8 protein-coding genes and 1 pseudogene are annotated in these 26,475 nt (G+C 72.3%); 4 read left to right on the plus strand and 5 right to left on the minus strand.

Annotation, left to right across the window (positions count from 1 at the left end; translation table 11 throughout):
• Positions 1-11: 11 nt before the first annotated feature.
• Positions 12-587 (minus strand): GNAT family N-acetyltransferase, encoded by a 576-nt coding sequence (locus V1227_RS09760; RefSeq protein ID WP_329792182.1) that lies wholly within the window; start codon positions 585-587, stop codon positions 12-14.
• Complete coding sequence (locus V1227_RS40610) at positions 584-736, minus strand: RGCVC family protein (protein WP_442916476.1); 153 nt, start codon at positions 734-736, stop codon at positions 584-586. The genes V1227_RS09760 and V1227_RS40610 overlap by 4 nt, the downstream gene beginning before the upstream one ends.
• A 1,594-nt stretch (positions 737-2,330) precedes the next feature.
• Here V1227_RS40610 and V1227_RS09765 point away from each other — a divergent pair.
• From V1227_RS09765 to V1227_RS09775, 3 genes are all read left to right on the plus strand, one after another.
• Positions 2,331-2,534, plus strand: a complete 204-nt coding sequence (locus V1227_RS09765; RefSeq protein ID WP_329792183.1) for a cold-shock protein — start codon at positions 2,331-2,333, stop codon at positions 2,532-2,534.
• A 252-nt stretch (positions 2,535-2,786) separates the two neighbouring features.
• Positions 2,787-3,017 carry a hypothetical protein gene (locus V1227_RS09770; RefSeq protein ID WP_329792184.1) on the plus strand — a complete coding sequence of 77 codons (231 nt, stop codon included), beginning with the start codon at positions 2,787-2,789 and terminating at the stop codon, positions 3,015-3,017.
• A 346-nt stretch (positions 3,018-3,363) separates the two neighbouring features.
• Entirely contained in the window at positions 3,364-3,705 is a 342-nt protein-coding gene (locus V1227_RS09775; protein WP_329792185.1) for an ATP-binding protein, read from the plus strand.
• A 148-nt stretch (positions 3,706-3,853) separates the two neighbouring features.
• Here the strand turns inward: V1227_RS09775 and V1227_RS09780 are convergent.
• A pseudogene (locus V1227_RS09780) lies at positions 3,854-5,125 on the minus strand (DUF6357 family protein); the annotation flags it as partial.
• A 263-nt stretch (positions 5,126-5,388) separates the two neighbouring features.
• Between V1227_RS09780 and V1227_RS09785 the strand changes: the two are divergent.
• The gene (locus tag V1227_RS09785) at positions 5,389-5,733 is read left to right on the plus strand and encodes a histone-like nucleoid-structuring protein Lsr2 (RefSeq protein ID WP_329792186.1); all 345 of its coding nucleotides are present in this window, start codon (positions 5,389-5,391) and stop codon (positions 5,731-5,733) included.
• A gap of 31 nt (positions 5,734-5,764) precedes the next feature.
• Here the strand turns inward: V1227_RS09785 and V1227_RS09790 are convergent, their stop codons facing one another.
• Positions 5,765-6,997, minus strand: coding sequence for an MFS transporter (locus V1227_RS09790; protein ID WP_329792187.1), 1,233 nt, complete (start codon positions 6,995-6,997; stop codon positions 5,765-5,767).
• Positions 6,994-26,472 (minus strand): non-ribosomal peptide synthase/polyketide synthase, encoded by a 19,479-nt coding sequence (locus V1227_RS09795; RefSeq protein WP_329792188.1) that lies wholly within the window; start codon positions 26,470-26,472, stop codon positions 6,994-6,996. Before V1227_RS09795 ends, V1227_RS09790 begins: the two co-directional genes overlap by 4 nt.
• Between the last annotated feature and the right edge of the window lie 3 nt (positions 26,473-26,475).

Here is a 26,475-nt window from a genome sequence, read left to right on the forward strand (position 1 = left end):
TGCCGATGTGGTCAGTCGCGGGCTGGCGGCTGGAGCGAGGCAGGGGCGGCCGAGTCGAGGTCCGCCATGCGGAGGCGGAACACCTGGAGCTCGATGCCGAAGTACTTCGTGGTCTCGCCGACCCAGTGCATTCCGTTGTTGCGCACGGTGGCCGCCGCACGGGTGTTGCCCGGCCGGACGACGGCGAACACCTCGTGCGCGTCCTGGCTGAACGCCCAGGAGGCCAGGGCGTGGGTGGTTTCGGCGGCGTACCCGTTGCCCCAGGCGTCGGGACGCAGTTGCCAGCCGATCTCCAGGTCCTCCTCGCCCGGCGGCAGCGGGAGCAGGACGGCACCGCCGATCACCAGGCCGTCGCTGTCGCGCTGGATCGCCCAGCGGCCCGCCGGTGCGGGCAGCCTCACGCTTTCCGCGGTCCACTGCTGCAGCAGCAGCCGCATGGCCGCCTGGTCCGGGACCTGGTCCATCTCGGGGCTGAGCCAGCGCGTCACCTCGGTGTGCCCGTAGACGTCCAGTGCCGCGGGTGCGTCTTCGACCTGCCACGGGCGCAGGGTCAGCCGTTCGGTGGTGAGCACGGGGGTGAACGTCATGAGCAGATACATCCCCGGGGCTGCGTGGAGCTCGCGGTGGCGGTGCAGTACCGCACGCCGATCGGGTCGTGCTCCCGCCACGGGTGGGGGCAGACGTCGCACATGCGCCCGGCTTCGGTGTAGGTGGTCAGTGGCTCGGACGTGGTCATGCGCGGACTCCGATGAACGGTGCTGCAAGAAGAGGACACCGGTGACGGAGGCACGCGGAGAGCAAGGCCGCAAAGCGGCTCGGCGCTCCCACCTCCAGCCGGACGGCCGGGTCTCGTGAAGCGCCCAAGGCAGCACCAGCTCGACCGCTGTTGCACGACATGCCCTCGGTGGTCCCAGTCTACGCGAGTCCGGAGCACCAGCTCGCGCGCGGTCGTCGCCGCCGCAAGACGCGATCATGTGGCCCTGAGGTCGAGTCCTGTCAGGACAGACGCCGACACCCTTGAGCGGGCGCAGTCGGGGTCCGACTGACAGCATCACGCGCGCCCAGCGGGTTTCCGGCGCGGAGGTGAACGCACAACCGACGCGGAGCATTCGGGGTTGCCCGCGCGGTTGCGCCTCGCTGCCGTCATGCGGTGCGAGGTCGAGGGACGCGCTCAGGGACGTGCTCGCGAGCGCGCGGTGAGTGGCCGTCGGTTCACCGCGTCGCCGGCTTGACCAAGTCGACGGTGGACCTGTCGGCGGATCAGGACACGAGGTGGTTCCTGCAGCCCGCAGAAGCCGGCAGGACGGGAAAAGCGCGGAGCCGACATGATGCCGGAGCTCCTGATCCCGACAGAGCCGACAGTACACGTCCCGGGCTCGGGCGTACCGAGGTTCGCCGGGTACCTCCAGGACGACCCACCGCCTGGCTCGGCAAGAGCGATTTCGCCCCGTTCGGGTTGCGCGAGTGCGCAGCGGTCGGTGCCACCGCCACCAGAGGCGTGCCTTTGGCCTGGAGTGGCCGCGTTCCGAGCCCCGATCTCTCCTGTCGGAGACGGAGATTTCTCCGCAGCGGAACGGGAAGAACCCAGTGGTCCCGTTTTCGGCGACCGTCCTGTTCAGCCATTCCGAGACGCACCCGGTTGTCCGGTGCTCCGCGATATCCGCCGGCAGCACCTGCGCCTTTCGCGAAGATGAGCCGACCACCGCTCACATCCGGCGGGTGAACACACCGCGCGCTCGACAGCGAGCCGGGTGGATGGTCACTCTCAACAAATCGTTGCGGCACAACCGGAATCCTGCAAGAAGCGTCGTGCTCGCGGCCACCCGGGGTCCGGTGCCGGAACCCAGCGGGGAGCAGACCGGCGCTGGATGGGGTAGTGTCGGCCTGGTTGGGGTTCCAGTTGCCGGCATCCAGCCGCCGCGGCCCCCGATCCAATTCGGCTCGGCGCCCTCGCCTCCGGCCGGAGATCGGAGTACCGGCTTGCCGCCGGACCACCAGTTCTCCACTTCGCTCTTCCGAAGCTTTCGCGCCGTGCCCGACGAGTGGGTGCGTTCATGACACGGGCCAGACAGATCGGCGGGCAGAGCGGTGCCGCGGCCGATTTCGCGCAGGCACGCCTCGCCGCCGAGGCCGCGGGAGCCGTCCAGCAACGGCAAGCGGCACAACGCGTCGCGCAGCACTGCCACGACGTGCAGGACTGCCGCGACCTGCTCGCGATGCTGGGCCTGTCAAACCTGCGACCGCTCACCGCGTCCGGTACGCGACGCACCGAAGACCGTGACTTTCCCGGAGGCGCTCGGAGTGCACCGGACGACCGAAGGAGTACGTCGATGACTCAGGGAACCGTGAAGTGGTTCAACGGCAGCAAGGGGTTCGGTTTCATCGCCCCCGAGGGTGGCGGGCCGGACGTGTTCGTGCACCACTCCGAAGTCCACGAGTACGCATACCAGGGCATACCGGAGAAGCAGCTGGTGGAGTTCGACATCCAGCAGGCGGACAGGGGACCTCAGGCGATGTCGGTCCGGCTTCTCTGACCGGACAAGAGATCCAGGAGCGGGCCACCACCAGGTGGCCCGCTCCTTCGGCGCGGAGCTCTCCGACGCGTCGAGGCACCTGCGCAGCACCGAGGGATGACGCGTCCCGGGTTGCGGCCCACCTCCATCGTGACGAGCCGCGTCACCCTGCCGTCGACGTCGTCCGGAGCTCGGCGCAGCGGACGCAGGCGGTCGGGTGACGAGCGGAGTTCGGTTCGCACGGCTGCAGGCCCACGGCAGTACTGTCGCCCCATGACTGATGCACAAGGCGGTCCTTCCCTCGGTCCCACGTTGTCCGAGTGGATCAGCGCTCGCGACGAGACCGAACGGCACCTGGCGGCAGCGGCTGGTTCCCCGGTCGACGCGAAGTGGGTGCAGCGGCTCGCCGACCTGCTCGCCACCGAGAGGTCGTGGCAGGACCAGTACACCGACCTCCTCGCGCTCGGCAGCGCCGGCGGTCACTTCCCTTCCTCGAACCGCTGAACCGCCGACCTCTCGTCCATTCGTGTCGCAAGTACGCCCGGGGTGAATCCGCGTCCAGTGGCTCGGGGACGTACCGCACATCTTCGACTTCCCCGCCGTAGCCGGACAGGCCCACCCGTGCGTTGCAGTGCACCGTGGACAGACCTGGGGTGACGGGACATGGGTCCTCTTGTTGCCGTAGCCGTCATCCGGCTCAGGGCACTACACGCTCCCGCTGCGGGGGTTTTGACCGATTCAGCCGAGGTACTCATTGGACGTGACACCAGAAGAACGAAGCCCTGTCGTGGCTGACGCGGATCCTGGTGGGGGGTGGAGTACTTTCGAACTCATCTGCGGTGTTCCCGACATGGCCAAGGTGCGCAGATGGGCTCAGTCGATGTTGTGCGAGCTGTCCGAGGACGATCTCGTCGACGTGCTCCTCGTCGTCTCCGAACTCGCGTCGAACGTGTTCGACCACGCCCGGTTCCCGGCACGTCTCAGACTGCGCAAGTCGGCCGAGCCCTGCGTCGTCAGCATCGTCGCCGAGGACTCCTCGCCCGACCTGCCCCGGTTGCGGCCGGCCACACCCGACTCGGTGCGCAGCCGTGGAATGGTGATCGTCGAGAAGTTGTCCGAACGGTGGGGCGTGGTCCGGCGCCTGACGGGCAAGTCCGTGTGGGCTGTCATGCCGTGCGCGGCGATTTCCTGACCGACCTCGGCCGCTGACAGCCCGGTGGCCGAAGGGCGCACGCCACGCTGGAAAGCACCGCGACCGCGGCGGGCGGTTCCGGGTCGAGCGGGGCGGGTGCCACCGCCCCTGGTGGAAGTGGACCGAGGTCACCCCGGCCCACCACCGTTCACGACCAGTTGCCGAGCTCCGCGTCGACGCGGGGGTCGGTGCGGACCCACACCTCACCGGTGGCCGCTCCCGGCGGGGCGTCGACGCGCTCGAGTCCGAGGGTCCGGACCAGCTCCAGCAGGTCGTCGCGGTCCGGACCCGCCTCCTCGACCGTGCAGCTGTCGAACAGGACGTAGTGCACGTCCCAGCGGTCGTTGTACCCGCAGTCGGCCCAGACCTGGCAGAAGCTGGTCAACGCCTCGCGGTCGAGTGGTGCGGCCTGCGCCTCGGCCGGTGCGGGGGTCGCGGCGAAGCCCTTCGCGATGTCCTCCTGGCTCCACCACTGCCCTGCCTCCGCGACCGCCGCGGGGGTGAAGTCCCGCGCCGCGAGAAAGCGTTCGAGCAGCCGGCCGGCCCCGGTGTCCTCGATGCCCAGCCTGTCGTCCCGCAGGCGCTTCACCAGGCCCTCCGCCATCGCGCACGGGCCGGAGAAGGTGAAGATCCCGGTGGCGGCCACCAGCGTGCCGCCGTCGGGATGCGGGACGTCGAGCGTCGTGCCCGTTCGCGGCGCGTTCCTCACCAGGGCGAGCAGATCCGCCGGCACGCCGTCGTACAGCGCCGCCTGGGCACGTCTGTCCACTGTGGAACCGAGAGGGCTGGAGCGGTCGAACGTCAGCACCAGGCCGCGGCCGTCGGCCGTGAACCAGGCGTTGACGGTGTCGCCGGTGCCGTAGCCGTAGTGGGTGACGCCGGAGGCGGTGACCGGCTCGCGTCCGTCGACGCGGGTCAGGACCTCCAGGCGGCGGCGCAGTTCGCGCGGGTGGGTGCGCCGCAGCACGGAACGGTCGAACTCGGATCGGAGCTCCTCGTCACGACCTCGTCCGAGCTCCGCGGCACCGGGTGCCGCTCGGTGCTCGAACTGCGCCGATCGGGCCTGCACGAAGCTCTCGGCGTCCGGCAGCCAGGGCCCGTGGGGGTCGAGGGCGGCGAACCCGCCGCGGGCGAACTCGGCCGCCAGGGTCCGGTGGTCGCCGCTGTCCGTGACGACCCGGTACTCGGTGTGCGGGTCCTGCCACCCCTTGACCCGGCAGATGGCCCCGATGCCCACCTCGAACAGCAGCGTCTCCTCGCTCGCCGCGTCCTCCATGGAGAACGACGTGTTGTCCGCACCCCGGTGCCGGGCGACGAACTCCAGGAAGGCGTCCGCGGCGGACTCGTTCCCGTCCGGGAGCCACTCCTGCTCGTTGTCCTGGTTGTCGCTGAAGGTCAGCGGTCCCATCACTCGTCCTCGCTGTCGGGCCGCGGGTTCTTCGCGGACGTCGGCCGGTCCGGTCGGAGTGGAATTCTGCTACGGACGCGGCGCGGGGAGGAAACCCAGCCCCGCATCCCGTCGATCAGCCCCGGCGCACGCAATATCCATCCGAGTCAGACATTTGCGGACCCAGAACCAAAAAACAAGCGCGGGAACGACATCCGACGCCGTGCAGGAAACACTTGGGCACTGCTAAGCTGAATCGTCCGCTCTATTCTTCACCTATCACTGTGAGACACTGAATGGCGAAGAAGCACCACGACCTCGTCGACGACCTGGACGGCGCCGCGTCGGAAGAAGAGCTCGAAACAGTGCACTTCGGTTTGGACGGCGTGATCTACTTGATCGATCTCAACGGGCACAACGCCAGTCGGCTCCGGGCCGCCCTGCGGGACTTCGTCGTCAAGGCCCGCCGGATCGGCGATCGGCGCACGCCCGGCTCCGGGCACGTGAATACCGACAAAGCGCCTCCGAGACGACAGACCCGAGCGATCCGGGAATGGGCACGCAGAAACGGTCACGCGATTTCCGACCGCGGCCGGATCCCGGATCGCGTCGTCACCGCTTTTCTGGAACAGCACCGCTGAACGCGGTCGCGACAGCCGGATCAGCGAATTCTCATTCAGCGGAAACGCCGATCCGGCTGTCGCTTTCGCGGGAGAACCTGCGCAGGGTGGTGTTCGCGGTGGCGTAGATCGTCAGCAGGCCGGCTCCGGCGGCGCAGGTGAGGATGGCCGCCGTGGGGGTGAGCAGGTCCACCAGCAGGCCGCCGACCGCGGGGCCGGCGATCGAGGCGATGCCCAGCGCCACGCCCATCACGCTGCTCAGCCTGCCGCGCAGCTCGTCCGGTGTGAGCAGCAGCTGGTAGGTGGTGATCGTGGTGTTCGCGGTGGGGGCCAGGAACGCGGCGGCCGCGAACACCACGCCGGTCGGGATCCCCGGCTCGAGGAACAGCGACGCGGGGATGAGCGCGGTGATGGCCCAGAAGACGGCGACGATCGCCCGGTGCGGGCGCAGTGCGCGGTGCAGCCGTGGCGCCACCAGCGCGCCCAGGACGCCGCCCGCGCCGAGCATCGCGCCCATGATCCCGATCTGTGCCGCCGGCACGCCCTGCTGGTGGGCGATGGCGATCATCAGCAGGTAGAACGCCTGGAAGAACAGGTTGAGACCGACGGCGCAGAAGGCGACCACCCGCACCACCGGCTGGGTCCACACCCAGCGCAGGCCTTCGCCGACCTCGCGGTGGAACCGGCTGAGCGGCGCCGGTTCCCGTTTGCGCGGCGGGACGCGGATGAACAGCAACGCCAGGAACGTCGCCACGTGCGTCACCGCCTCCACCACGAACGGCAGCACGCGGGACAGGCCGAACAGCAGGCCGCCGAGGGCCGTGCCGGAGAGCTGGCCGAGGTAGCCGCGGGCGGCGTTCATCGCGACCGCGTCCGGGAGCTGCGGTTCCGGCACGATGGCGGGCAGCAGCGCCTCCTCCGCCGGTTCGGACAGCGCCCGGCAGACGCCGAGCACGATGACGACCACCACCACGTGCTCCACGCCGACGGCCTGCCACCACAGACCTGCCACCAGCAGGGCCACGGCCAGTGCCTGCACCGCTTCGCAGACCAGCATCACCGTCCTGCGGTTCCAGCGGTCGACCAGCGCACCGGCCGGCAGGCCGACGACCAGCTGCGCGGCGGCGGAGACGCCCAGCACCACACCGGACGCCGCCGCCGAGTCGGTCAGCAGGAGCACCAGCAGGGGCAGCGCGATGACCGACGCGCTCGCCCCCGCCTCGGACAGGGCCTGTCCCGCCCACAGCAGGCGGTAGTTCCTGTTGCGCGACAACGGCGTGCTCATCGGCCGCTCCTGCAGTCCGCGGCGATGCCGCGCAGGGAGTCGAGGAAGTCCTCCGCGACCCGCCGCACCGTGGCCTCCTCGTGCCGGTCCGGCTGGTAGTGCCAGGTGAAGCGGAGCTCGCCCGCCGCCACGCCGCCGACCACCTCCAGCAGGTGCGGTCCCCGGTCGGTCGGGTCACCGTCCTGGCCGATGGGGTCGAGCACCGTCCGGTACAGCCCTCCGGAAGCCTCCTCGGCGGTGCTGCCGGACTGGCCGAGGTAGTTGAACACCACCTGCGGTCCCTGCCCGGCGAGGCGCTCCCGCACGTCCGGCGTGCCCAGGTGCTTCAACGCGCCGAAGCCGAACCCGTTGCCCGGCACCGTGCGCAGCTGCCTGCGCACCGCCTTGACGAGGTCGCGCCACGAGGCGCCGTCGCCGGGCAGCGTCAGCCCGACCGGGTAGAGCGTGGTGAACCAGCCGACCGTGCGGGACAGGTCCGCGCCGAGAACGTCCTCGCGGCCGTGCCCCTCCATGTCGAGCGAGACCGTCCGCTGCCCGGTGAACCGGGACAGCGCCGACGCCAGCGCGGCGAGCAGGACGTCGTTGATCCGGGTGCGGTAGGCCGTCGGCGCGTCGTGCAGCAGTGCGTCGGTGTCCTGCGCGTCGAGCACCACGTGCACCTCGGCCGCGGCGGTGCCCGGCGTCGGCTCCTCGTGGTCGACGGGCAGCGGGGCCGCGCCGAGCGCCGACGCCCAGTGGTCCACCTCGTGGTCCAGCGCTCCCCCGGCGACGTGCCGGGTCAGCCCGTCCGCCCACTCGCGGAACGACGTCGACTTCGCGCCCAGGTCCACCGGCTCACCGCGGACCGCCTGCCGGTAGGCGGTGTCGAGGTCGTCGAGCAGGATCCGCCAGGACACGCCGTCCACGACGAGGTGGTGCACGGTGAGGAACAGCAGCGGCGCCGGCATGTCGTCGCCGTGGAACAGCACGAACCGGTACAACGGCCCCTCGGCGAGGTCGAAGCCCGAGTGCGCCTCGTCGGCGATCTTCACCATGTGCGCCTGCCGTTCCGGCTCACCGATCGCGCTGAGGTCGTACCGCTCCAGCACCGCGCCCGGCTCGACCGGGGCGTTGTGCTGACGCCACTCGCCGCCGGCGTGCTCGAACCGCATGCGCAGCGCGTCGTGGTGCGCCACCAGGGCGGCGAGGCCGCTTTCCAGCGCCGTCTCGTCCAGGTCCGCGGTCAGCTCCAGCAGCATGGACTGGGCGAAGTGGTGCACGGCCGTGCGGGTCTCGAAGAACCACCGCTGGATCGGGGTGAGCGGGACGTCGCCGACGACCTCGGCGGTGTTCACCGGTTCGGCTTCGAGCTCGGTGACGAACGGCGCGAGCGACTCGATCGTCTGGTTGCGGAACAGGGACTTGGTGGTCAGGGTCAGCCCGGCCTTCCGCGCCCGCGACACCACCTGGATCACCAGGATGGAGTCGCCGCCCAGCTCGAAGAAGTTGTCCCGCAGCCCGACCCGTTCCGCTCCCAGCACATCCGCCCACACCCTGGCGAGCGTGGTCTCCACCGGCGTGCGCGGCGCCACGTACTCGCCTTCCCCGTCGGCGAGCGGTTCCGGAGCGGGCAGCGCCGCCCGGTCGAGCTTGCCGTTGGGCGTCACCGGCAGAACCGGCACCGCGACGAAGGCGGACGGGACCATGTAGGCGGGCAGGCGGTCCGCGAGGAACGCGCGCAGCTCGGCGGTGCCCACCTCACCGGCGGCGACGAAGTACGCGACCAGGCGGGCGTGGCCCTGGCCGGTGTCCGCGGCCACCACGGCGGCCTCGGCCACCCGCGGGTGCCGCAGGAGCGCGGACTCGACCTCGCCCGGCTCGACCCGGTGGCCGCGGATCTTGACCTGGTCGTCGATGCGGCCCAGGTACTCGACCACGCCGTCCGCACGCCTGCGGACCAGGTCGCCGGAGCGGTACATCCGCTCCCCCTGCACACCGAACGGGCACGCCACGAACGAGGCCGCGGTGAGGCCGGGCCGGTTCAGGTAGCCGCGGGCGAGGCCGTCCCCCGCGATGCACAGCTCACCGGGGACCCCGAGAGGGACCGGCCGCAGCTGGTCGTCCACGACGTAGAGGCGGGTGTTCCAGGCCGCGTGGCCGATCGGCACGGGTCCGGGGTCCACCGGTTCGCCCGGCTCGACGCGGTGCTCCATGCAGCCGACGGTCGCCTCGGTCGGGCCGTACTCGTTGATCACGACGGCCGTCGGGTGCGCGCGCCGCCACTCGTCCACCACCGCGCCCAGCAGCTGCTCGCCACCGACGACGAGGTCACCGGTCGGCGACAGCTCCGCCGGCACGGCACCGAGCAGCGACAGGTGGCTCGGCGTGGCCTTGAGGAACGCCGCCTGCTCCACCGGTACCGCGTCCTCGTCCAGGTCGCTCACCACGATGCGGCCGCCGGCCAGCAGCGGGCCGAACAGCGTCGTGACGGTGAGGTCGAACGAGACCGGCGAGTGCAGCACCGCCGCCCCGCGCAGACCGCCGTAGACCTCGATCGACCAGGCCAGGTAGTCGACCACCGAGCGGTGCTCGACGACCACGCCCTTGGGCCTGCCGGTCGACCCGGACGTGTAGATCACGTACGCCGCGTCGCCGGTGGACAGCGGCGTGGTCCGGTCGTGGTCGCCGGGATCGTCGTCCCGGCCGTCCTCGCCGCGCAGGAAGTCGCGGTCGTCGAGCACCAGGACCGGCCGGGCGTCGCCGAGCACGAACGCGACCCGGTCCGCGGGCTGGTCCGGCTCGACCGGCACGTACGCGGCGCCCGCTTTGAGCACGGCCAGCACCGCCACGAGCAGCTCGGCGGAGCGCGGCAACGAGATCGCGACGTACCGGCCAGGGCCGACGCCCTGCGCGATCAGCCGGTGCGCCACGCGGTTGGCACGGGCGTTGAGCTCGGCGTACGTCCACGTCTCGCCGCCGTCCACCACCGCGGTGGCCTCCGGCGTCCGCCGCACCTGCGCCTCGAACAGGTCCGTGATGGTGGCGTCGGGCACGGCGTGGGCCGTGTCGTTCCACGCGTGCAGCACGGTCCGTTGTTCGTCTTCGTCCATCAACGGCAGGTCGGCCAGCGGGAGGTCGGGGTCGGTGGCGGCGGCGGTCAGCAGCACGCGCAGGTGCCCGGCCATCCGCTCGACGGTCGCGGCGTCGAACAGGTCGGTGTTGTAGTTGACCGCCGCGTGCAGTGCGTCGTCGTCCTCCTGGAACTCCCACGTGAGGTCGAAGTTGGCCGCCACCTTCGGCAACGGCAGGTCCTCGACGCGCAGGCCGGGCAGCTCCGGCACGGCGTCGGGGGTGTTCTGCAGGATCACCATCGCCTGGAACAGCGGGGTGCGGCTGGTGTCGCGGTCCGGCTTCAGTTCGTCCACCACGCGCTCGAACGGCACGTCCTGGTGGGCGAACGCGTCGAGCACCCCACCCCGGACCTCGCCGAGGAACTCGCGGAACGTCGCACTTCCGTCCACAGTGGACCTGAGTACCAGCGTGTTGACGAAGAACCCGACCAGGCCCTCCAGTTCGGCGCGGTCCCGGCCGGAGGTCACCGTGCCCACGGCGATGTCGTCCTGCCGGGACCAGCGGGCGAACAGCACCTGGCACGCGGCGACCAGCGCCATGAACAGGGTGCCGTCCTGCTGCCGCGCCAGTGCCTTGAGCGCGTCGGCGACGTCCGCGGGCAGGGTGAACAGGTGCACCGCGCCGCGGTTGGTGCGGACGGCGGGCCTCGGCCGGTCGGTCGGCAGTTCCAGCGGGGTGACGCCGGCGAGCCGGTCCCGCCAGAACGAGAGCTGCTCCTCGGCCAGCGGTCCGGTGAGCCTTTCCCGTTGCCACGCCGCGTAGTCCGCGTACTGGATCGGCAGGTCGGGCAGTGCCTCACCGCGGTAGAGCGCGTTCAGCTCGGCGGTCAGCACGCCGTTGGACCAGCCGTCGGTGATGATGTGGTGCGCCAGCAGGAGGAGCACGTGGTCGTCCTCGGCCACCCGCACCAGCAACGGCCGCAGCAGCGGGCCTCGAGCGAGGTCGAACGGGCGGGTGCTCTCCCGCTCCAGCACCTCGGCGAGGCCGTCCTCGCCGCCGAGCACGTGGAGCACCGGCACCTCGACGGGGTGGGGCGGGTGCACGACCTGCACACCTTGGCCGTCCACGCCGTCGAAGGTGGTGCGCAGCGACTCGTGCCGCGCGACCAGCGCGGTCAGCGCCGCGTTCAGGGCGTCGACGTCCAGACGACCGCGCAGCCGCAGGAGCGACGGCGACAGGTAGTCGGTGCTCTCCGGCTCGAACTGGTCGAGGAACCACAGCCGCTGCTGCGCGAACGACAACGGTAGAGCACCGTCGCGTGACGTCCTCGGGATGACGTCCCCGGCCGCTCCCGTCCCCGCCCCGATCTCCTCGACCAGCCGGGCGACCGTCGGCGAGGTGAAGAGCACGCGCGGCGACACGGGCGCGTCCAGTTCGGCGCGCAGCCGGGACACGACCCGGATGCTGAGGATGGAGTCGCCGCCGAGCTCGAAGAAGTTGTCGTCGAGCCCGACCCGCGACACGCCCAGCACGTCGGCCCAGATGCGGCAGACCCGCTCCTCGGCCGGGGTGCGCGGGGCGCGGTAGGCCGAGGCCGCGGCCTGCAAGTCCGGTGCGGGCAGCGCGCGCCGATCGACCTTGCCGTTGGCGTTCAACGGAATCGCGTCCAGCTCGACGAACGCCGACGGGACCAGGTAGTCGGGCACCCTGTCCGCGAGCCACGGCCGCAGGTCGGTCGCCGCACCCGTCACGTAGGCGACGAGCCGCTGGTGCCCGTCGACCCGGCGGGCGATGACCACGGCCTCGCGCACGCCGGGGTGCTGGGACAGCACGGCTTCGACCTCACCGGGTTCGACCCGGTGGCCGCGGATCTTGACCTGGTCGTCGGTCCGCCCCAGGTAGTCCAGCGTGCCGTCGGCCAGCCACCGCGCCCGGTCACCGGTGCGGTACATCCGCTCCCCCGGACCGCCGAACGGATCCGCGAGGAACCGGTCCGCGGTCAGGCCCGGACGGCCGAGGTACCCGCGAGCGAGCTGCGCGCCGGCCAGGAACAGCTCTCCCGGCACCCCGACGGGCACCGGTCGCAGCTGCTCGTCCAGCACGTGGGCGCGCACGTTCAGCAACGGCCGGCCGACCGCGACGGGCGCATCGGCCGTGATCCGGCAGGACAGGGCGTCCACTGTGGACTCGGTCGGGCCGTAGAAGTTGTAGCTGACGGTCCCCCGCACCTCCGCCAGGCGCCGCCACAGGTCCTCGCCGATCGCTTCGCCGCCCAGCATCAGCACCTTCGGCCGGTGCTCGCCGTCCACGAGCCCGGCCTCCACCAACTGCCGTGCGTAGGACGGGGTCAGGTCCAAGAAGTCGATCCGGCGGTCACGCACGTACCGCACGAGTGCGGACGGGTCGAGCCGCACGTCCTCGTCCAGCACGTGCAACTCATGACCGTCGGCCATCAGCACGACGCCTTCCAGCGACGTGTCGAACGAGAACACCGCCGACAGGGCGACGCGCAACCGGTTCCCGGCCACGAAGTCCTCGCGGTGGTTCACCAGCAGGTTGACCAGGCTGCCGTGCTCGACCACCACACCCTTGGGCCGTCCGGAGGAGCCGGAGGTGTAGATGACGTAGGCGGCGTGGTCGCCGCGCACCGGAGCCAGGTTCGAGGCGTCCTGGTCGTCGGCGTCCGGCAGCGACCCGCGCACCACGAGCACCGGGTCGGCGTCGCGCAGCAGGAAGTCCACCCGGTCGGCGGGCAGCGACGGGTCGACCGGCAGGTACACCCCGCCGGCCTTCCAGATCGCCAGCAACGCCACCACGAACTCGACCGACCGCGGCAGCGACAACGCCACCACGCGCTCCGGTCCCACCCCCGAGGCCACGAACACCCGCGCCACCCGGTTCGCCCACGCGTTCAGCTCCGCGAACGACGACGACCGGTCCCCCACCACCAGGGCGGTGGCGTCCGGTGTGGCCTCCGCCTGGCTCTCGAAGACCTCCACGACCGACTGCGCCGACACCTCGCCGTCGGTGGCGTTCCACTCCACGAGCACCTGGCGGCGTTCGTCGTCGGTCATCAACGGCAGCTCGCCGAGCGCACGGGCCGGCTCGGTCGCGATGCCCTCCAGCACCGCCGCGAGACGGGTGGCGAGGCGTTCGACCGTGGCGGCGTCGAACAGCCGCGGGTCGTAGTCCAGCTCCAGCCGCAGCCGGTCGCCGAGGTTCGCGCTGAGGGCCAGCGGGAAGCTGGTGGTGTCGGCGCCCTCCACCTCCTGCACCCGCACGCCCTGCGAGTCGTCGAGCAGCTCGTCCACCGGGTAGTTCTCGAACACCACGGCGCTGTCGAACAACGACGACCCCGCCGGGACGTCGCTCCACGACCGCAGGTCGGCCAGCGACACGAAGTCGAACCGCCGCGACTCCGTCTGCGCCGCCTGCAGGTCCCGCAGCCACGGCAGCACCGGAGCGTCCAGGTCGACCCGGACGCGGGTGGGGACGGTGTTGATGAACATGCCGACCATGGACCCGATGCCCGGCAGCTCCGCCGGGCGTCCCGAGACCGTCGTGCCGAACACGACGTCGGACTCACCGCTGTAGCGCGACAGCAGCAACGCCCACGCACCCTGCACCACGGTGTTGGCGGTCAGCCCGCCGGCGCGGGCGACCCGGTTCAGGGCGGCCGAGCGGCCGGCGTCCAGTTCGACGTGGACGGACGCGCTGGACTCCGCGCGGTGCGCTTGGACCGGCGAGCGGTCCCACGGCAGCGGGGTCGGCGCCTCGACGCCGGCGAGCACCTGGCGCCAGTGCCGTTCGGCCGCCGCGGTGTCCTGCCCGGCCAGCCACCGCAGGTAGTCGCGGAACGGCCGCCGCGGCGGGAGCTCCGGTTCCGCACCGCGCACGACCGCGGTGTACTGCTCGCAGACCTCGGCCAGCACCTGCGCGAAGCTCCACCCGTCCAGCAGCACGTGGTGGGCCGTCCAGAGCAGCACCACCTCGTCGTCGGTGAGTCGTGCGATTGCCAGGCGCAGCAACGGTGGCGTGGTGAGGTCGAGCTCCTCCCCGCCCACTGAGGCGTCATGCTCCTCGACCGGCAAGTGGCGCCAGTCGTGCACGGTGATCGGCACGTCGACGCGGTGGCGCACGACCTGCACCGGTGCCTCGACGCCTTCCCACACCACGCCGCCGCGCAGCACCGGAGTGCGGTTCACGACCCGGCGGCACGCCTCGGCCAGCGCGTCCGGGTCGGACACCCCGGACAGCCGCAGCCGGAACCGGTTCGAGTAGGCGGTCGACGTGTCGTCCACCAGTGTGTGGAACAGCATTCCGGTCTGCAGCGGGGTCAGCGGATACACGTCCTCGACCTCGGCACCGGTGCCGACCAACCGGTCCACCGCCGCCTGGTCCAACCGCGCCAACGGGAAGTCCGAAGGCGTGCGGCCACCGGCACCTGGCTTGGCGCAGTGCGCCACGATCTCCGCCAGCCCGCACATCACGGCCTCGGCGACGGTCCGCACGGTCGACTCGTCGTGCAGGTGCTCGGAGTAGAACCAGGACAGCACGAGTTCGCCGTCCTCGACGCCGCCGACGACGTCGAGCTGGAACGGCCGCGGGCTGTCGGCGGCCGAGTCGGCTCCGCGGTCGTCCAACCGGCCGCGAACCAGGCCTTCCTCGGCCGCTGCCACGTCGAACCGGCCGTGGTAGTTGAAACTCACCGGCGGCAACGCGGACCCGGTCAGGGAGTTCGCGCGGAGCTGGCGCAGCGCCTCGAACCCGAACCCGCGGCCGGGAACGGCCCGCAGCTGTTCCTTCACCGACTTGAGCACCACGCCCCAGTCGCCGGCGGGCACGGTCAGCGCGACCGGGTACTGCGTGGTGAACCAGCCGACGGTGCGCGAGGTGTCGACGCCGTCGAGCACGTCCTCACGGCCGTGGCCCTCCATCGTCACGGCGACGCGGTCCCGTCCGGTCCACGCCGACAGGGCCCGGCCGAGTGCGCTGAGCAGCACGTCGTTGACCTGCGTGCGGTAGACGTCCGGCACGCGGTGCAGCAGGGCGTCGGTGTGCTCCCTGCCCAGCCGCACCGACACCACGCGCGTGGATCCGGCGGTGTTGGCGCCGTCGCGGTCCACCGGCACGTCGCCCGGCACGCCGAGCGCGGCGGTCCAGTGCGGCAGTTCCGCGTCGAACGCGCCGGAGCGCACGTGCTCGGCGAGCCGGTGGGCCCACTGGGTGAACCGGGTGCCGACCGGGTCGAGGGTGATCCGCTCGCCCGCCACGGCCTGGCGGTACGCGATCTCCAGGTCGCCGAGCAGGATGCGCCACGACACGCCGTCGACGACGAGGTGGTGCACCACCAGGCTCAACCGCTTGCCGGAGAACACCAACGCGCGCATCACCGGACCGCGGCTGATGTCCAACCCCGCCCGGGCGGCGGTGACCAGAGCTTCTTCCTCCACTGTGGACACGTCGTGGCGTTCCAGCTCGACCACGGCGTCGGCCACGTCCTGGACCCACTCGCCGTCCACGCGGGTGAAGCGGGTGCGCAGGGCCTCGTGGTGCGCCACGACCGCGGCCAGGGCGCGCTCCAGCGCGTCGACGTCGGTGTCGTCGGCCAGCTCCAGGTGCACCGACATGGTGAAGTGGTGCGGGTCGTCGGTGTGGGAGTCGAGGTACCACTGCTGGATCGGCGTGAGCGGCGCCGGCCCGGCGATGTCCGGGAGCGCGGTCTTCGGTTCGTTCGTGCGGACGACGGTGGCCAGCTCGGCGATGGTCTGGTGGGTGAACAGGTCCCTGGTGGCCAGCTCGAGGCCGGCCTGGCGGGCTTTCGACACGACCTGGATGCTCAGGATCGAGTCGCCGCCCAGGCCGAAGAAGTTGTCGTGCACGCCGACGCGGTCCACGCGCAGCGCCTCGGCCCAGACCCGCGCCAATTCCCGTTCGACGGCGGTGCGCGGCGCCACGTGGTCCTGCGACCCACCGGCGTCGGGGGCGGGCAGGGCACGGCGGTCCACCTTGCCGCTGTCGGTCGTGGGCAGCTCGTCGAGCAGCACGAACAACGACGGCACCAGGTGGTCGGGCAGCCGGAGCTTCAGCTGCGCCCGCAGTTCGTCCACCTCAACGGTTCCCACGACGTAGCCGACGAGGCGGTGGGTGCCCGGTTCGACCTCCTGGGCCACGACCACGGCCTGCGCCACCCCCGGCAGGCCGGCCAGCGCGGCCTCGACCTCGCCGGGTTCGACGCGGTAGCCGCGGATCTTGACCTGGTCGTCCGCGCGGCCCCGGTACTCCAGCACGCCGTCGGCGGTCCAGCGGACCAGGTCGCCGGTCCGGTACATCCGGCTGCCGGGCGGCCCGAACGGGTCGGCGACGAACCGGTCCGCGGTCAGGCCCGGCCGGTTCAGGTAGCCGCGCGTCACCTGGTCACCGGCCAGGTGCAGCTCGCCCGGCACCCCGACCGGCTGGGGCCGCAGCCCCGCGTCGAGCACGTAGGCGCGCAGGCCCTGCCCCGGCGTGCCGATCACCGGCAGGTCCCGGCCGGTGATCTCGGTCCACACGGAGTCCACGGTGCACTCGGTGGGGCCGTAGAGGTTCACCGCGGTGACGCTGTCGGCCTCGGCGAGCGCACGCCACAGCGGCTCCCCGACGGCCTCGCCGCCCAGGGCGAGCAGCAGCGGCCGTTCGAGCACCCCTTCCGGCAGGAGCTGGCGCAGGTAGGACGGGGTGCAGCTGAGGAAGTCGATGCCGTGCAGGGCGATGTGCTCGACCACGGCCCGCGGGTCGAGCCGGACGTCGTCGTCGAGCAGGTGCAGCTCGTGGCCCGCGGCCAGCAGGAGCAGGCCCTCCCAGGAGGCGTCGAAGGTGTACGCGGCGGTGGCGATGCCCCGCAGGACGGTGCCGTCCCGGGGCAGCAGGCGGGCGTGGTGGTCGGCGACGAGCGCGGCGAGGTTGCGGTGCTCGACCACGACGCCCTTGGGACGGCCGGTGGAGCCGGAGGTGTAGATCACGTACGCGGCGTGCTCCGACCGCAGCGGCGCCGTGCGGTCGGCGTCGGACGGATCGGTCGCGGGACGGGCGGCCACGGCGGGGTCGTCGAGCCGCACGTGCGGCAGGTCGCCGTGGACGCTGTCGTCCGCCACCACCACGAGCACCGGCCGGGCGTCGTCGAGCACGAACGCGATCCGCTCCGCCGGGTGCTCCGGGTCGACCGGCAGGTACGCGCCACCGGCCTTGAGCACGGCCAGGATCGCGAGCACCAGCTCGGCCGAGCGGGGCAGCGCCAGCGCCACCACCGACTCCGGCCCGACGCCCGCGGCGATCAGGTGGTGGGCGATCCGGTTGGCGTCGGCGTTGAGCTCGGCGAAGGTCCACGACCGGGCTCCGTCGACCAGCGCGGTCGCGTCGGGCGTGCGGGCGGCGCGGTCCTGGAAAACCTCGTGGTAAGCCGGTGCCGGGCCGGCGGTGCCGGTGTCGTTCCACCTCTCCAGCACGTTCACGAGCTCGTCGTCGGTGAGCAGCGGCAGGTCGGCCACGGCGAGATCGGGTTCGGCGGTCGCGCCGTCGAGCAGCACGCCGACGTGGGCCACCAGCCTCTCGGCCGTGGCCGCGTCGAACAACGCGGTGTCGTAGGTCAGCACCGCCTCCAGCCGGCCGTCGACCTCCTGGAACTGGAACGACACGTCGAAACCGGCCGCGACCGACGGCGGCGGCAGCTCCTCGACCCGCAGACCGGGCAGGCGCGGTTCGTCGCCGCCCGTGTTCTGCAGCACGACCATCGCCTGGAACAGCGGGGTGCGGCTGGGGTCGCGCACGGGGTGCACCTCGTCCACGACCCGTTCGAACGGCACGTCCTGGTGGGCGAAGGCGTCCAGCACCGTCTCCCGCACCTGGCCGAGCAGGTGCCCGAAGCCCTCGCGCGGGTCGACGTCGCAGCGCAGCACCAGCGTGTTGACGAAGAACCCGACCAGACCCTCGAGCTCGGTGCGGTCACGGCCGGAGACGACCGTGCCGACGGCGACGTCGCGCTGCCCCGACCACCGGGAGAACACCGCCTGGCACGCGGCGACCAGCGCCATGAACAGCGTGCCGTCGTGCCGGCGGGCCAACGCCCTGAGCCGCTCGGTGACCTCGGCGGGCACCTGGAAGTGCACGAGAGCGCCCTGCTTGACCCGGGTCGCCGGCCGGGGTCGGTCGGTGGGCAGCTCCAGCGGCCGCATGCCGTCGAGCGCACGACGCCAGTGCGCCAGGTGCTCGCGCAACGCCTCCTCGGTCGAGGAGTTCCGCTGCCACACCGCGAAGTCGGCGTACTGCACCGGCAGGTCGGGCAGCTCCGCGTCCCCGCCGCCCGTCGCGGCCTCGTAGCAGGCGCCGAGCTCACCGAGCAGCACGCCGTTGGACCAGCCGTCGGTGATGATGTGGTGCAGCACCAGGGACAGCACGTGGTCGTCCTCGCCCAGCCGCGCCAGCAGCACCCGCACCAGCGGGCCGCGCCGCAGGTCGAACGGCGTGGTGGTCTCGCGGGTCAGGACGTGGGCCAGCTCCTGCTCGGTCACGTCCACCACCGCCACCTCGAGGGGCCGCGGCGGGTGCACGACCTGCACACCGCGCCCGTCGACGGTGTCGAAGGTGGTGCGCAGCGACTCGTGCCGCGCGACCAGCGTCGTCAGCGCCGCGTTCAGGGCGTCGACGTCCAGGGGGCCGCGCAGCCGCAGGATCGACGGCGTCAGGTACTCGACGCCTCCGGGTTCGAACTGGTCGAGGAACCACAGCCGCTGCTGGGCGAACGACAGCGGCAGGGCGCCGTCGCGCGGCACCACGGGGATCTCGGCCAGCCCGGCCTTCGCCGACTCCGCGACCAGCGCGGCGATCCCGGCGACGGTCGGGTGGGTGAACAGCGTCCGCGGCGACATCTCCACGTCGAACGCGGCCCGCAGCCGCGAGATCACCCGGATGCTGAGGATGGAGTCGCCGCCGAGCTCGAAGAAGTCGTCCCGCACACCGATGCCGGGCACGCCCAGCACCTCCGACCAGATGGCCGCCACCTCGCGCTCCACGTCCGTGCGCGGTGCGACGTGCTCGGTGCGCGCCCCGGTGAAGTCGGGCGCGGGCAGGGCGCGGCGGTCGACCTTGCCGTTGGCGTTCAGCGGAATCGCGTCCAGCTCGACGAACGCCGCCGGCACGAGGTAGTCGGGCAGCCGCTGCGCCAGCCAGGTCCGCAGGTCGGTCGCGGCACCCGTCACGTAGGCGACGAGCCGCTGATGTCCCTCGTCCTTCCGTGCGATCACCACTGCTTCGCGGACGTCGGGGTGCTGCGTCAGCGCGGCCTCGACCTCGCCGGGCTCGATCCGGAAGCCGCGGATCTTCACCTGGTCGTCGGTGCGGCCCAGGTAGTCCAGGGTGCCGTCGGCCAGCCACCGGACGCGGTCGCCGGTGCGGTACATGCGGTCGCCGGGCTCGCCGAACGGGTCCGCGAGGAACCGGTCGGCGGTCAGGCCCGGACGGCCGAGGTACCCGCGGGCGAGCTGGATGCCGGCGAGGTGCAGTTCTCCCGGCACGCCGACGGGGACCGGCTCCAGGTCCTCGTCCAGCACGTAGGCCCGCGTGTTGGGCAGCGGGCGTCCCACGACCGGTCGCCCGGCGCCGGTGATCCGGCCGGACAGGGCGTCCACTGTGGACTCGGTCGGACCGTAGAAGTTGTAGCTGACGGTCCCCCGCACCTCCGCCAGGCGCCGCCACAGGTCCTCGCCGATCGCTTCGCCGCCCAGCATCAGCACCTTCGGCCGGTGCTCGCCGTCCACCAGCCCGGCCTCCACCAACTGCCGTGCGTAAGACGGGGTCAGGTCCAAGAAGTCGATCCGGCGGTCACGCACGTACCGCACGAGTGCGGACGGGTCGAGCCGCACGTCCTCGTCCAGCACGTGCAACTCATGACCGTCGGCCATCAGCACGACGCCTTCCAGCGACGTGTCGAACGAGAACACCGCCGACAACGCCACCCGCAACCGGTGGCCGCGGGCGAAACCCTCCCGGTGGGCCACCAGCAGGTTCACCAGGCTGCCGTGCTCGACCACGACGCCCTTGGGCCGCCCGGTCGAACCGGACGTGTAGATCACGTACGCCGCCTGCCCCGGATCCACCGGCTCCAGGTCGGCCGAGTCGTCGGACTCGGGCAGGCCGTCGCGCACCACCAGCACCGGGTTCGCGTCCCGCAGCAGGAACTCCACCCGGTCGGCGGGCAGTGACGGGTCGACCGGGAGGTAGACCCCGCCGGCCTTCCAGATCGCCAGCAACGCCACCACGAACTCGACCGACCGCGGCAACGACAACGCCACCGCACGTTCGCGACTCACGCCCGACGCGACGAAAGCCCGTGCCACCCGGTCCGCCCACGCGTTCAGCTCCGCGAACGACAGCGACAGGTCCCCCACCACCAACGCGACCGCGTCCGGAGTGGACAGCGCCTGCCTCTCGAACACCTCGACGACCGACTTCTCCGTCACCTCGGTGGCCGTGTCGTTCCACTCCACGAGGACCTGGTGCCGCTCGTCGCCGGTCATCAGCGGCAATGCGGACACCGGTCGTGCCGAGTCGGCGGCGATGGCGTCGACGAGCAGCAGCAGCCGGTCGGCGAGGCGATGGGCCGTGTCGGCGTCGAACAGGTGCGGGTCGTAGGCCAGGTCGAGGCGGAGGCGGTCGTCGAGCACGGCGCTGAGGGTGAGCGCGAAGGTCGTCGTGTCGCGGGCCTGCACCTCGGCCGCCCGGATGCCGCCGACCTCGGCGACGTCGTTGAGCGGGTAGTTCTCGAACACCACGGCGCTGTCGAACAACGACGACCCCGCCGGGACGTCGCTCCACGACCGCAGGTCGGCCAGCGACACGAAGTCGAACCGGCGCGACTCCGTCTGCGCCGCCTGCACCTCGCCCAGCCAGGTCGCGACGTCGGTGTCGGCGCGCACGGCGACCCTGGCCGGCACGGTGTTGATGAACAGGCCGATCATCTGCTCCACGCCCGGCAGCTCACCGGGGCGGCCGGACACCGTCGTGCCGAACACGACGTCGGACTCGCCGCTGTAGCGCGAGAGCAGCAACGCCCACGCACCCTGCACCACGGTGTTGACGGTGAGGCCGTGGCGGCGGGCGGTGCGGCGCAACCGGTCGGTCTGCTCGGCGGTCAGCGCCACCGGCACCGCCGTGGAGGACTCCGTGGCGTGGTCGCGCGTGGGCGGGCGGTCGTAGGGCAGGGCGGTGGGCGCGGAGAAACCCGCCAGCACCTCACGCCAGTGGCGTTCGGCGTCGGACCGGTCCTGCGCGTCCAGCCAGCGCAGGTAGTCGCGGAACGGCCGCCGGGACACGACCTCCGGTGCGCCGCCCGCCGTGATCGCCCGGTACTGCTCGCACACCTCGGCGAACACCTGCGCGAGGCTCCACCCGTCCAGCAGCACGTGGTGGAACGTCCAGACCAGCAGCACCTCGTCGTCGGACAACCGGGCCAGGTCGATCCGCATCAGCGGCGCCCGGCGCAGGTCGAGGTCCTGCGCGCCCAGCGCTTCCAGCTCGCGTTCGCGGTCCTCTTCGGACAGTGGGCGCCAGTCGTGGTGCGTGGTCGGCAGGTCGACGTGCGAGCGGATCACCTGCACGGGCCGCTCGACGCCCTCCCAGACCAGGGCGCCGCGCAGCACCGGCGTGCGGTCGACGACGCGGTGCCACGCGGTGGCGAGGGCCCGTTCGTCGGTGACGCCGGTCAACCGCAGGCGCACCTGGTCGAAGTAGGCGGTGGACGACGGGTCGGCCAGGCCGTGGAAGAGCATGCCCTCCTGCAGCGGCGTCAGCGGGTAGACGTCCTCGACCTCGGCACCGGTGCCGACCAGCCGGTCCACCGCCGCCTGGTCCAGCCGCGCCAGCGGGAAGTCCGACGGCGTGCGGCCACCGGCACCCGGCTCGGCGCAATGCGCCACGATCTCGGCCAGTCCACGCATCATCGCGTCGGCCACCGCTCGCACCGTCGACTCGTCGTGCACGCGGCCGGAGTACAGCCAGGTGAGTTCCAGCCGGCCGTTCTCCACCAGACCGACGACGTCGACCAGGTACGCGCGGGCGTTGCCGGGAGCGCTGTCCCGGCCGAGCGGGGCGCGGCGAGCGCGGACGAGCCCGTCGTCCTCGGCCGCGACGTCCCACTGGCCGTGGTAGTTGAAGCTGATCAACGGGTGCGGGTCGTCCCGCAGCGCCGAAGCCGGGGAGCCGGGAGCGGACAGGTAGCGCAGCGCCGCGTAGCTCTGGCCACGGCGCGGCAGTGCGCGCACCTGCTCCTTGACCGACTTCAGCACGCCGCCCCAGTCGCCCTCCGGCACGTGCAGGGCGAGCGGGAACTGGCTGGTGAACCAGCCGACGGTCCGGGAGAGGTCGAGGTCGTCGGGCACGTCCTCGCGCCCGTGGCCCTCCAGGCCGACCAGCACGCGGTCGTGCCCGGTCCAGCCGGCCAGCGCCCGGCCGAGCGCGCTGAGCAGCACGTCGTTGACCTGCGTGCGGTAGACGCCCGGCACCTGGTGCAACAGCGCCCCGGTGTCGGCGGCGCTGAGCCGCACGGTGACCGACCGGACGTCCTCTGCGGGGTCGCCGTCGTGGTCCACCGGGATCTCGGCGGGGGCGGAGGCGGCGAAGCCGGTCCAGTGGTCGAGGTCGGCGTCCAGCTCACCCGCGCGCACCCGATCTGCCAGGCGGCGGGCCCACGTGGCGAACGCGGTGGTCACCGGTTCCAGCGCGATCGGCTCGCCGCGCAGCACCTGGTGGTAGGCGGTGTCGAGGTCGTCGAGCAGCACGCGCCAGGACACGCCGTCCACGACGAGGTGGTGCACGGTCAGGAAAAGTCGGCGGCGGCCGTCACCGAGGCGGAACAGCAGGGCTCGCAGCAGTGGGCCTTCGGTGAGGTCGAGGCTCGACTGGGCGGTGAGGGCGGCCTCGTCGCAGGCGTGGTCGTCGAGGCCGGTCAGCACCTGCAGGACGCCGGTCGGCGCAGTGGGCGCCAGGTCCTGGACCCAGCGGTCGCCGTCGCGGGTGAAGCGGGTCCGCAGCGCGTCGTGGTGCGCGACCACGGCGTCCACGGCGGTCGCCAGCGCCCGCTCGTCCACCTCGGGTGCCAGCTCGACGTGCGTGGACATGGTGAAGTGGTGCGGGTTCGCGGGCGCGGTCTCGAAGAACCACTCCTGGATCGGCGTCAGCGGCGCGGGCCCCGCGACCGGGGCGTCCCGCGCCTGGTCGGCCACGGCGGTCGCGACGGCGGCCAGCTCGGCGACGGTGGGGTGCAGGAAGACGTCCTTGGACGACAACCGCAGCCCTGCCCGGCGGGCGCGGGCGACGAGCTGGATGCTGAGGATGGAGTCGCCGCCCAGCTCGAAGAAGTTGTCCTCGACGCCCACGCGGTCGACGCGCAGCACCTCGGCCCAGACGCGGGCCAGCTCCCGTTCGACCGGCGTGGTGGGCTCGACGTGGCGGTCGGCCGCCGTGCGGGCCTCGGGGGCGGGCAGCGCCCGGCGGTCGACCTTCCCGTTGCCGCTCAACGGAAGCGCGTTCAGCTCCACGAACGCCGACGGCACCATGTAGTCGGGCAGCTCGCGGGTGAGCCACGTGCGCAGCTCGGCGTGTGCCGGGACCGTGCCCGCCGCGGGCACGAGGTAGGCGACGAGCTGCTTGCGGCCGTCGTCGACGCGGGCGACGGTGATCGACTGGGCGACGCCGGGGTGGCGCACGAGCAGGGCGTCGATCTCCCCGGTCTCGACGCGGAAGCCGCGGATCTTGACCTGGTCGTCGGTGCGGCCGACGAACTCAACGACGCCGTGCGCGCGCCAGCGGCCGATGTCGCCGGTGCGGTACATGCGGGAGCCGGGCGGGCCGAACGGGTCGGGCAGGAACCGCTCGGCGGTCAGGCCCGGTTGCCCGAGGTAGCCGCGGGCCACGCCGGCGCCCGCGAGGAACAGCTCCCCCGGTACTCCGGCGGGAACCGGGCGCAGGCCCCGGTCGAGCACGTAGACGGCCATGCCGTCCAACGGCCGGCCGATGGGGATGACGTCGGGCACGGTGTCCGTCATCGGGAACGACGTGGCGAACGTCGTGGTCTCGGTCGGGCCGTAGCCGTCGACCACCGTCAGACCGGGGCAGGCTTCGAGCACGCCGCGCACGGCCGCGGCGGGCACCACGTCACCGCCGGTCCACACCTCCCGCAGCCCGGCGAACGCCTCCGGCGCCTCCTGGGCGACGAGCCGGAACAGCCCCGCGGTCAACCAGATCGCGGTCACGCCGCGGCCGACCGCGTCCCTGATCGCCTCGGCGTCCACGTCACCCGGCCGCGCCACCACGACCTGACCGCCGCGCAGCAGCGGCACCCACAGCTCGTAGGTGGAGGCGTCGAACGCCGACGGCGAGTGCAGCAGCACGCGGTCGTGGGCTCCGCCGTCGAAACGGGAGTCCAGTGCCAGCGCCACGACGTCGCGGTGCCGCACGGCCACCCCCTTGGGCGTGCCGGTGGACCCGGAGGTGTGCATGACGTAGGCGAGCTGGTCCGGGTGCACCACGACGGCGGGATCGGCCGCGCCGCCCCGGTCACCGTCGAGCCGTACGGTGTGGACGGAGCTGACCAGGTTCTCGTTGCGCGCATCGGTGAGCACGACCGCGATCCCGGAGTCGGCGACGACCCGCCGGATCCGGTCGGCCGGCGCACGACCGTCGAGGGGCACGTACGCCGCTCCGGCCTTGACGATCGCCAGCTCGGCGACGACCAGATCGGCGGACCGCTCCACGAGCAGCCCCACCCGGTCCTCCGGCCGCACGCCGAGTTCGACCAGCTCACGGGCGAGCCCGTTGGCCCGCGCGTCCAGTTCGGCGTAGGTGAGGGTCGCGTCGCCGGAGATCACGGCGGGCGCGTCCGGCGTCCGGCGCACCTGCTCGGCGAACAGGCCGGGGATCGTCGCCTCGACCGGCGCGCGACGGGCGTCGTTCCAGCCCACCAGCACCTGCTCGCGTTCGGCCTCCGACAGCCACGGCAGCTCGCCCAGCGGCCGGTGCGGATCGGTCGCCACGCCGTCGAGCAGCCGCACGAGGTGGCCGGAGAAGCGCTCGGCCGTGGCGGCGTCGAACAGGTCGGTGTTGTACTCCACCACCCCGTCCAGCAGGCCGTCCCGCTCCTGGAACTCGATGGTCAGGTCGAAGATGGCGTCCCGCCGGGCCAGTCCGACCCTCTCGACCGCCAGGCCCGGCAGCCGCGGCGGGGTGCGTTCGGCGTTCTGCAGCAGCACCATCACGTCGAACAACGGGTTGCGGCTGACGTCGCGGTCCGTGCGCAGGGCGTCGACCACGCGCTCGAGCGGAACCTCGTCGTGGGCGTACGCCTCCTTGACGTTCTCCTTGACCTGGTCCAGGAACTCGGCGAACGACACCCCGCTGTCCACTGTGGACCTGAGGACGACGGTGTTGACGAAGAACCCGACCAGCCGTTCCAGCCCCGGGCGGTCGCGGCCGGTGGTCACGGTGCCCACGGCCACGTCGTCCTGGCCGGCGTAGCGGGCCAGCAGCGCCTGGCACCCGGCCATCAGCACGGAGAACAGGATCGTGCCGCGTTCCTGGGCGAGCGTGCGCAAAGCCGCGGTGGTCTTGGCGGGAACGGTGAACGCGTGCGTCGCACCGTTCGTGGTGCGCACCGGCGGGCGCGGCCGGTCGGTGGGCAGCTCCAGCGGGGTGGTGCCGCTCAGCCGCCGCGTCCAGTGCTCGACCTGGCCGCGCAACGCGTCACCGGACAGCCGTTCCCGCTGCCAGGCGGCGAAGTCGGCGTACTGCAGCGGCAACGCGGGCAGCGCGGCCTCCCGCCCGTCGACGGCCGCCCCGTACAGCTCGCCCAGCTCCTCGGTCAGCACTCCCATCGACCAGCCGTCGGTGACGACGTGGTGCGCGGTGACGAGCAGCACGTGCTCGTCCTGCGCCAGCCGCACCAGCAGCGCCCGCACCAGCGGGCCGCGCCGCAGGTCGAACGGGCGGGAGTACTCCTCGACCAGCAGCTCGTCCAGGTCGCCGGGCGACTCGGCCACCGGCAGGGCGAGGTCGAACGGCGGGTGCACGACCTGCACACCCACCCCGTCGACCTCGTCGAGCGTGGTGCGCAGCGACTCGTGCCGCGCCACGAGCCCGGTCAGCGCCGCGGACAGCGCGGCCACGTCCAGGTGTCCGGTCAGGCGCAGCGCCAGCGCGCTGTTGTAGCCGGAGCCGCCGGGCTGGAAGCCGTCCAGGAACCACAGGCGCTGCTGCGGGAACGACAGCGGCAACGGCCGGGTCCGGTCGGCCGGTCTGATGGCGTCGGCCTGCTGCGAGCGGCCGGAGAGGCGGCGGCGCATCTGCTCGCGCAGGTGCGGGGGCAGCGCGGCGATGCGGTCCTCGATAGACGACGACATGGT

Origin of the sequence: Lentzea sp. DG1S-22, assembly GCF_036321065.1 — a bacterium.
GTDB classification, from domain to species: domain Bacteria; phylum Actinomycetota; class Actinomycetes; order Mycobacteriales; family Pseudonocardiaceae; genus Lentzea; species Lentzea jiangxiensis.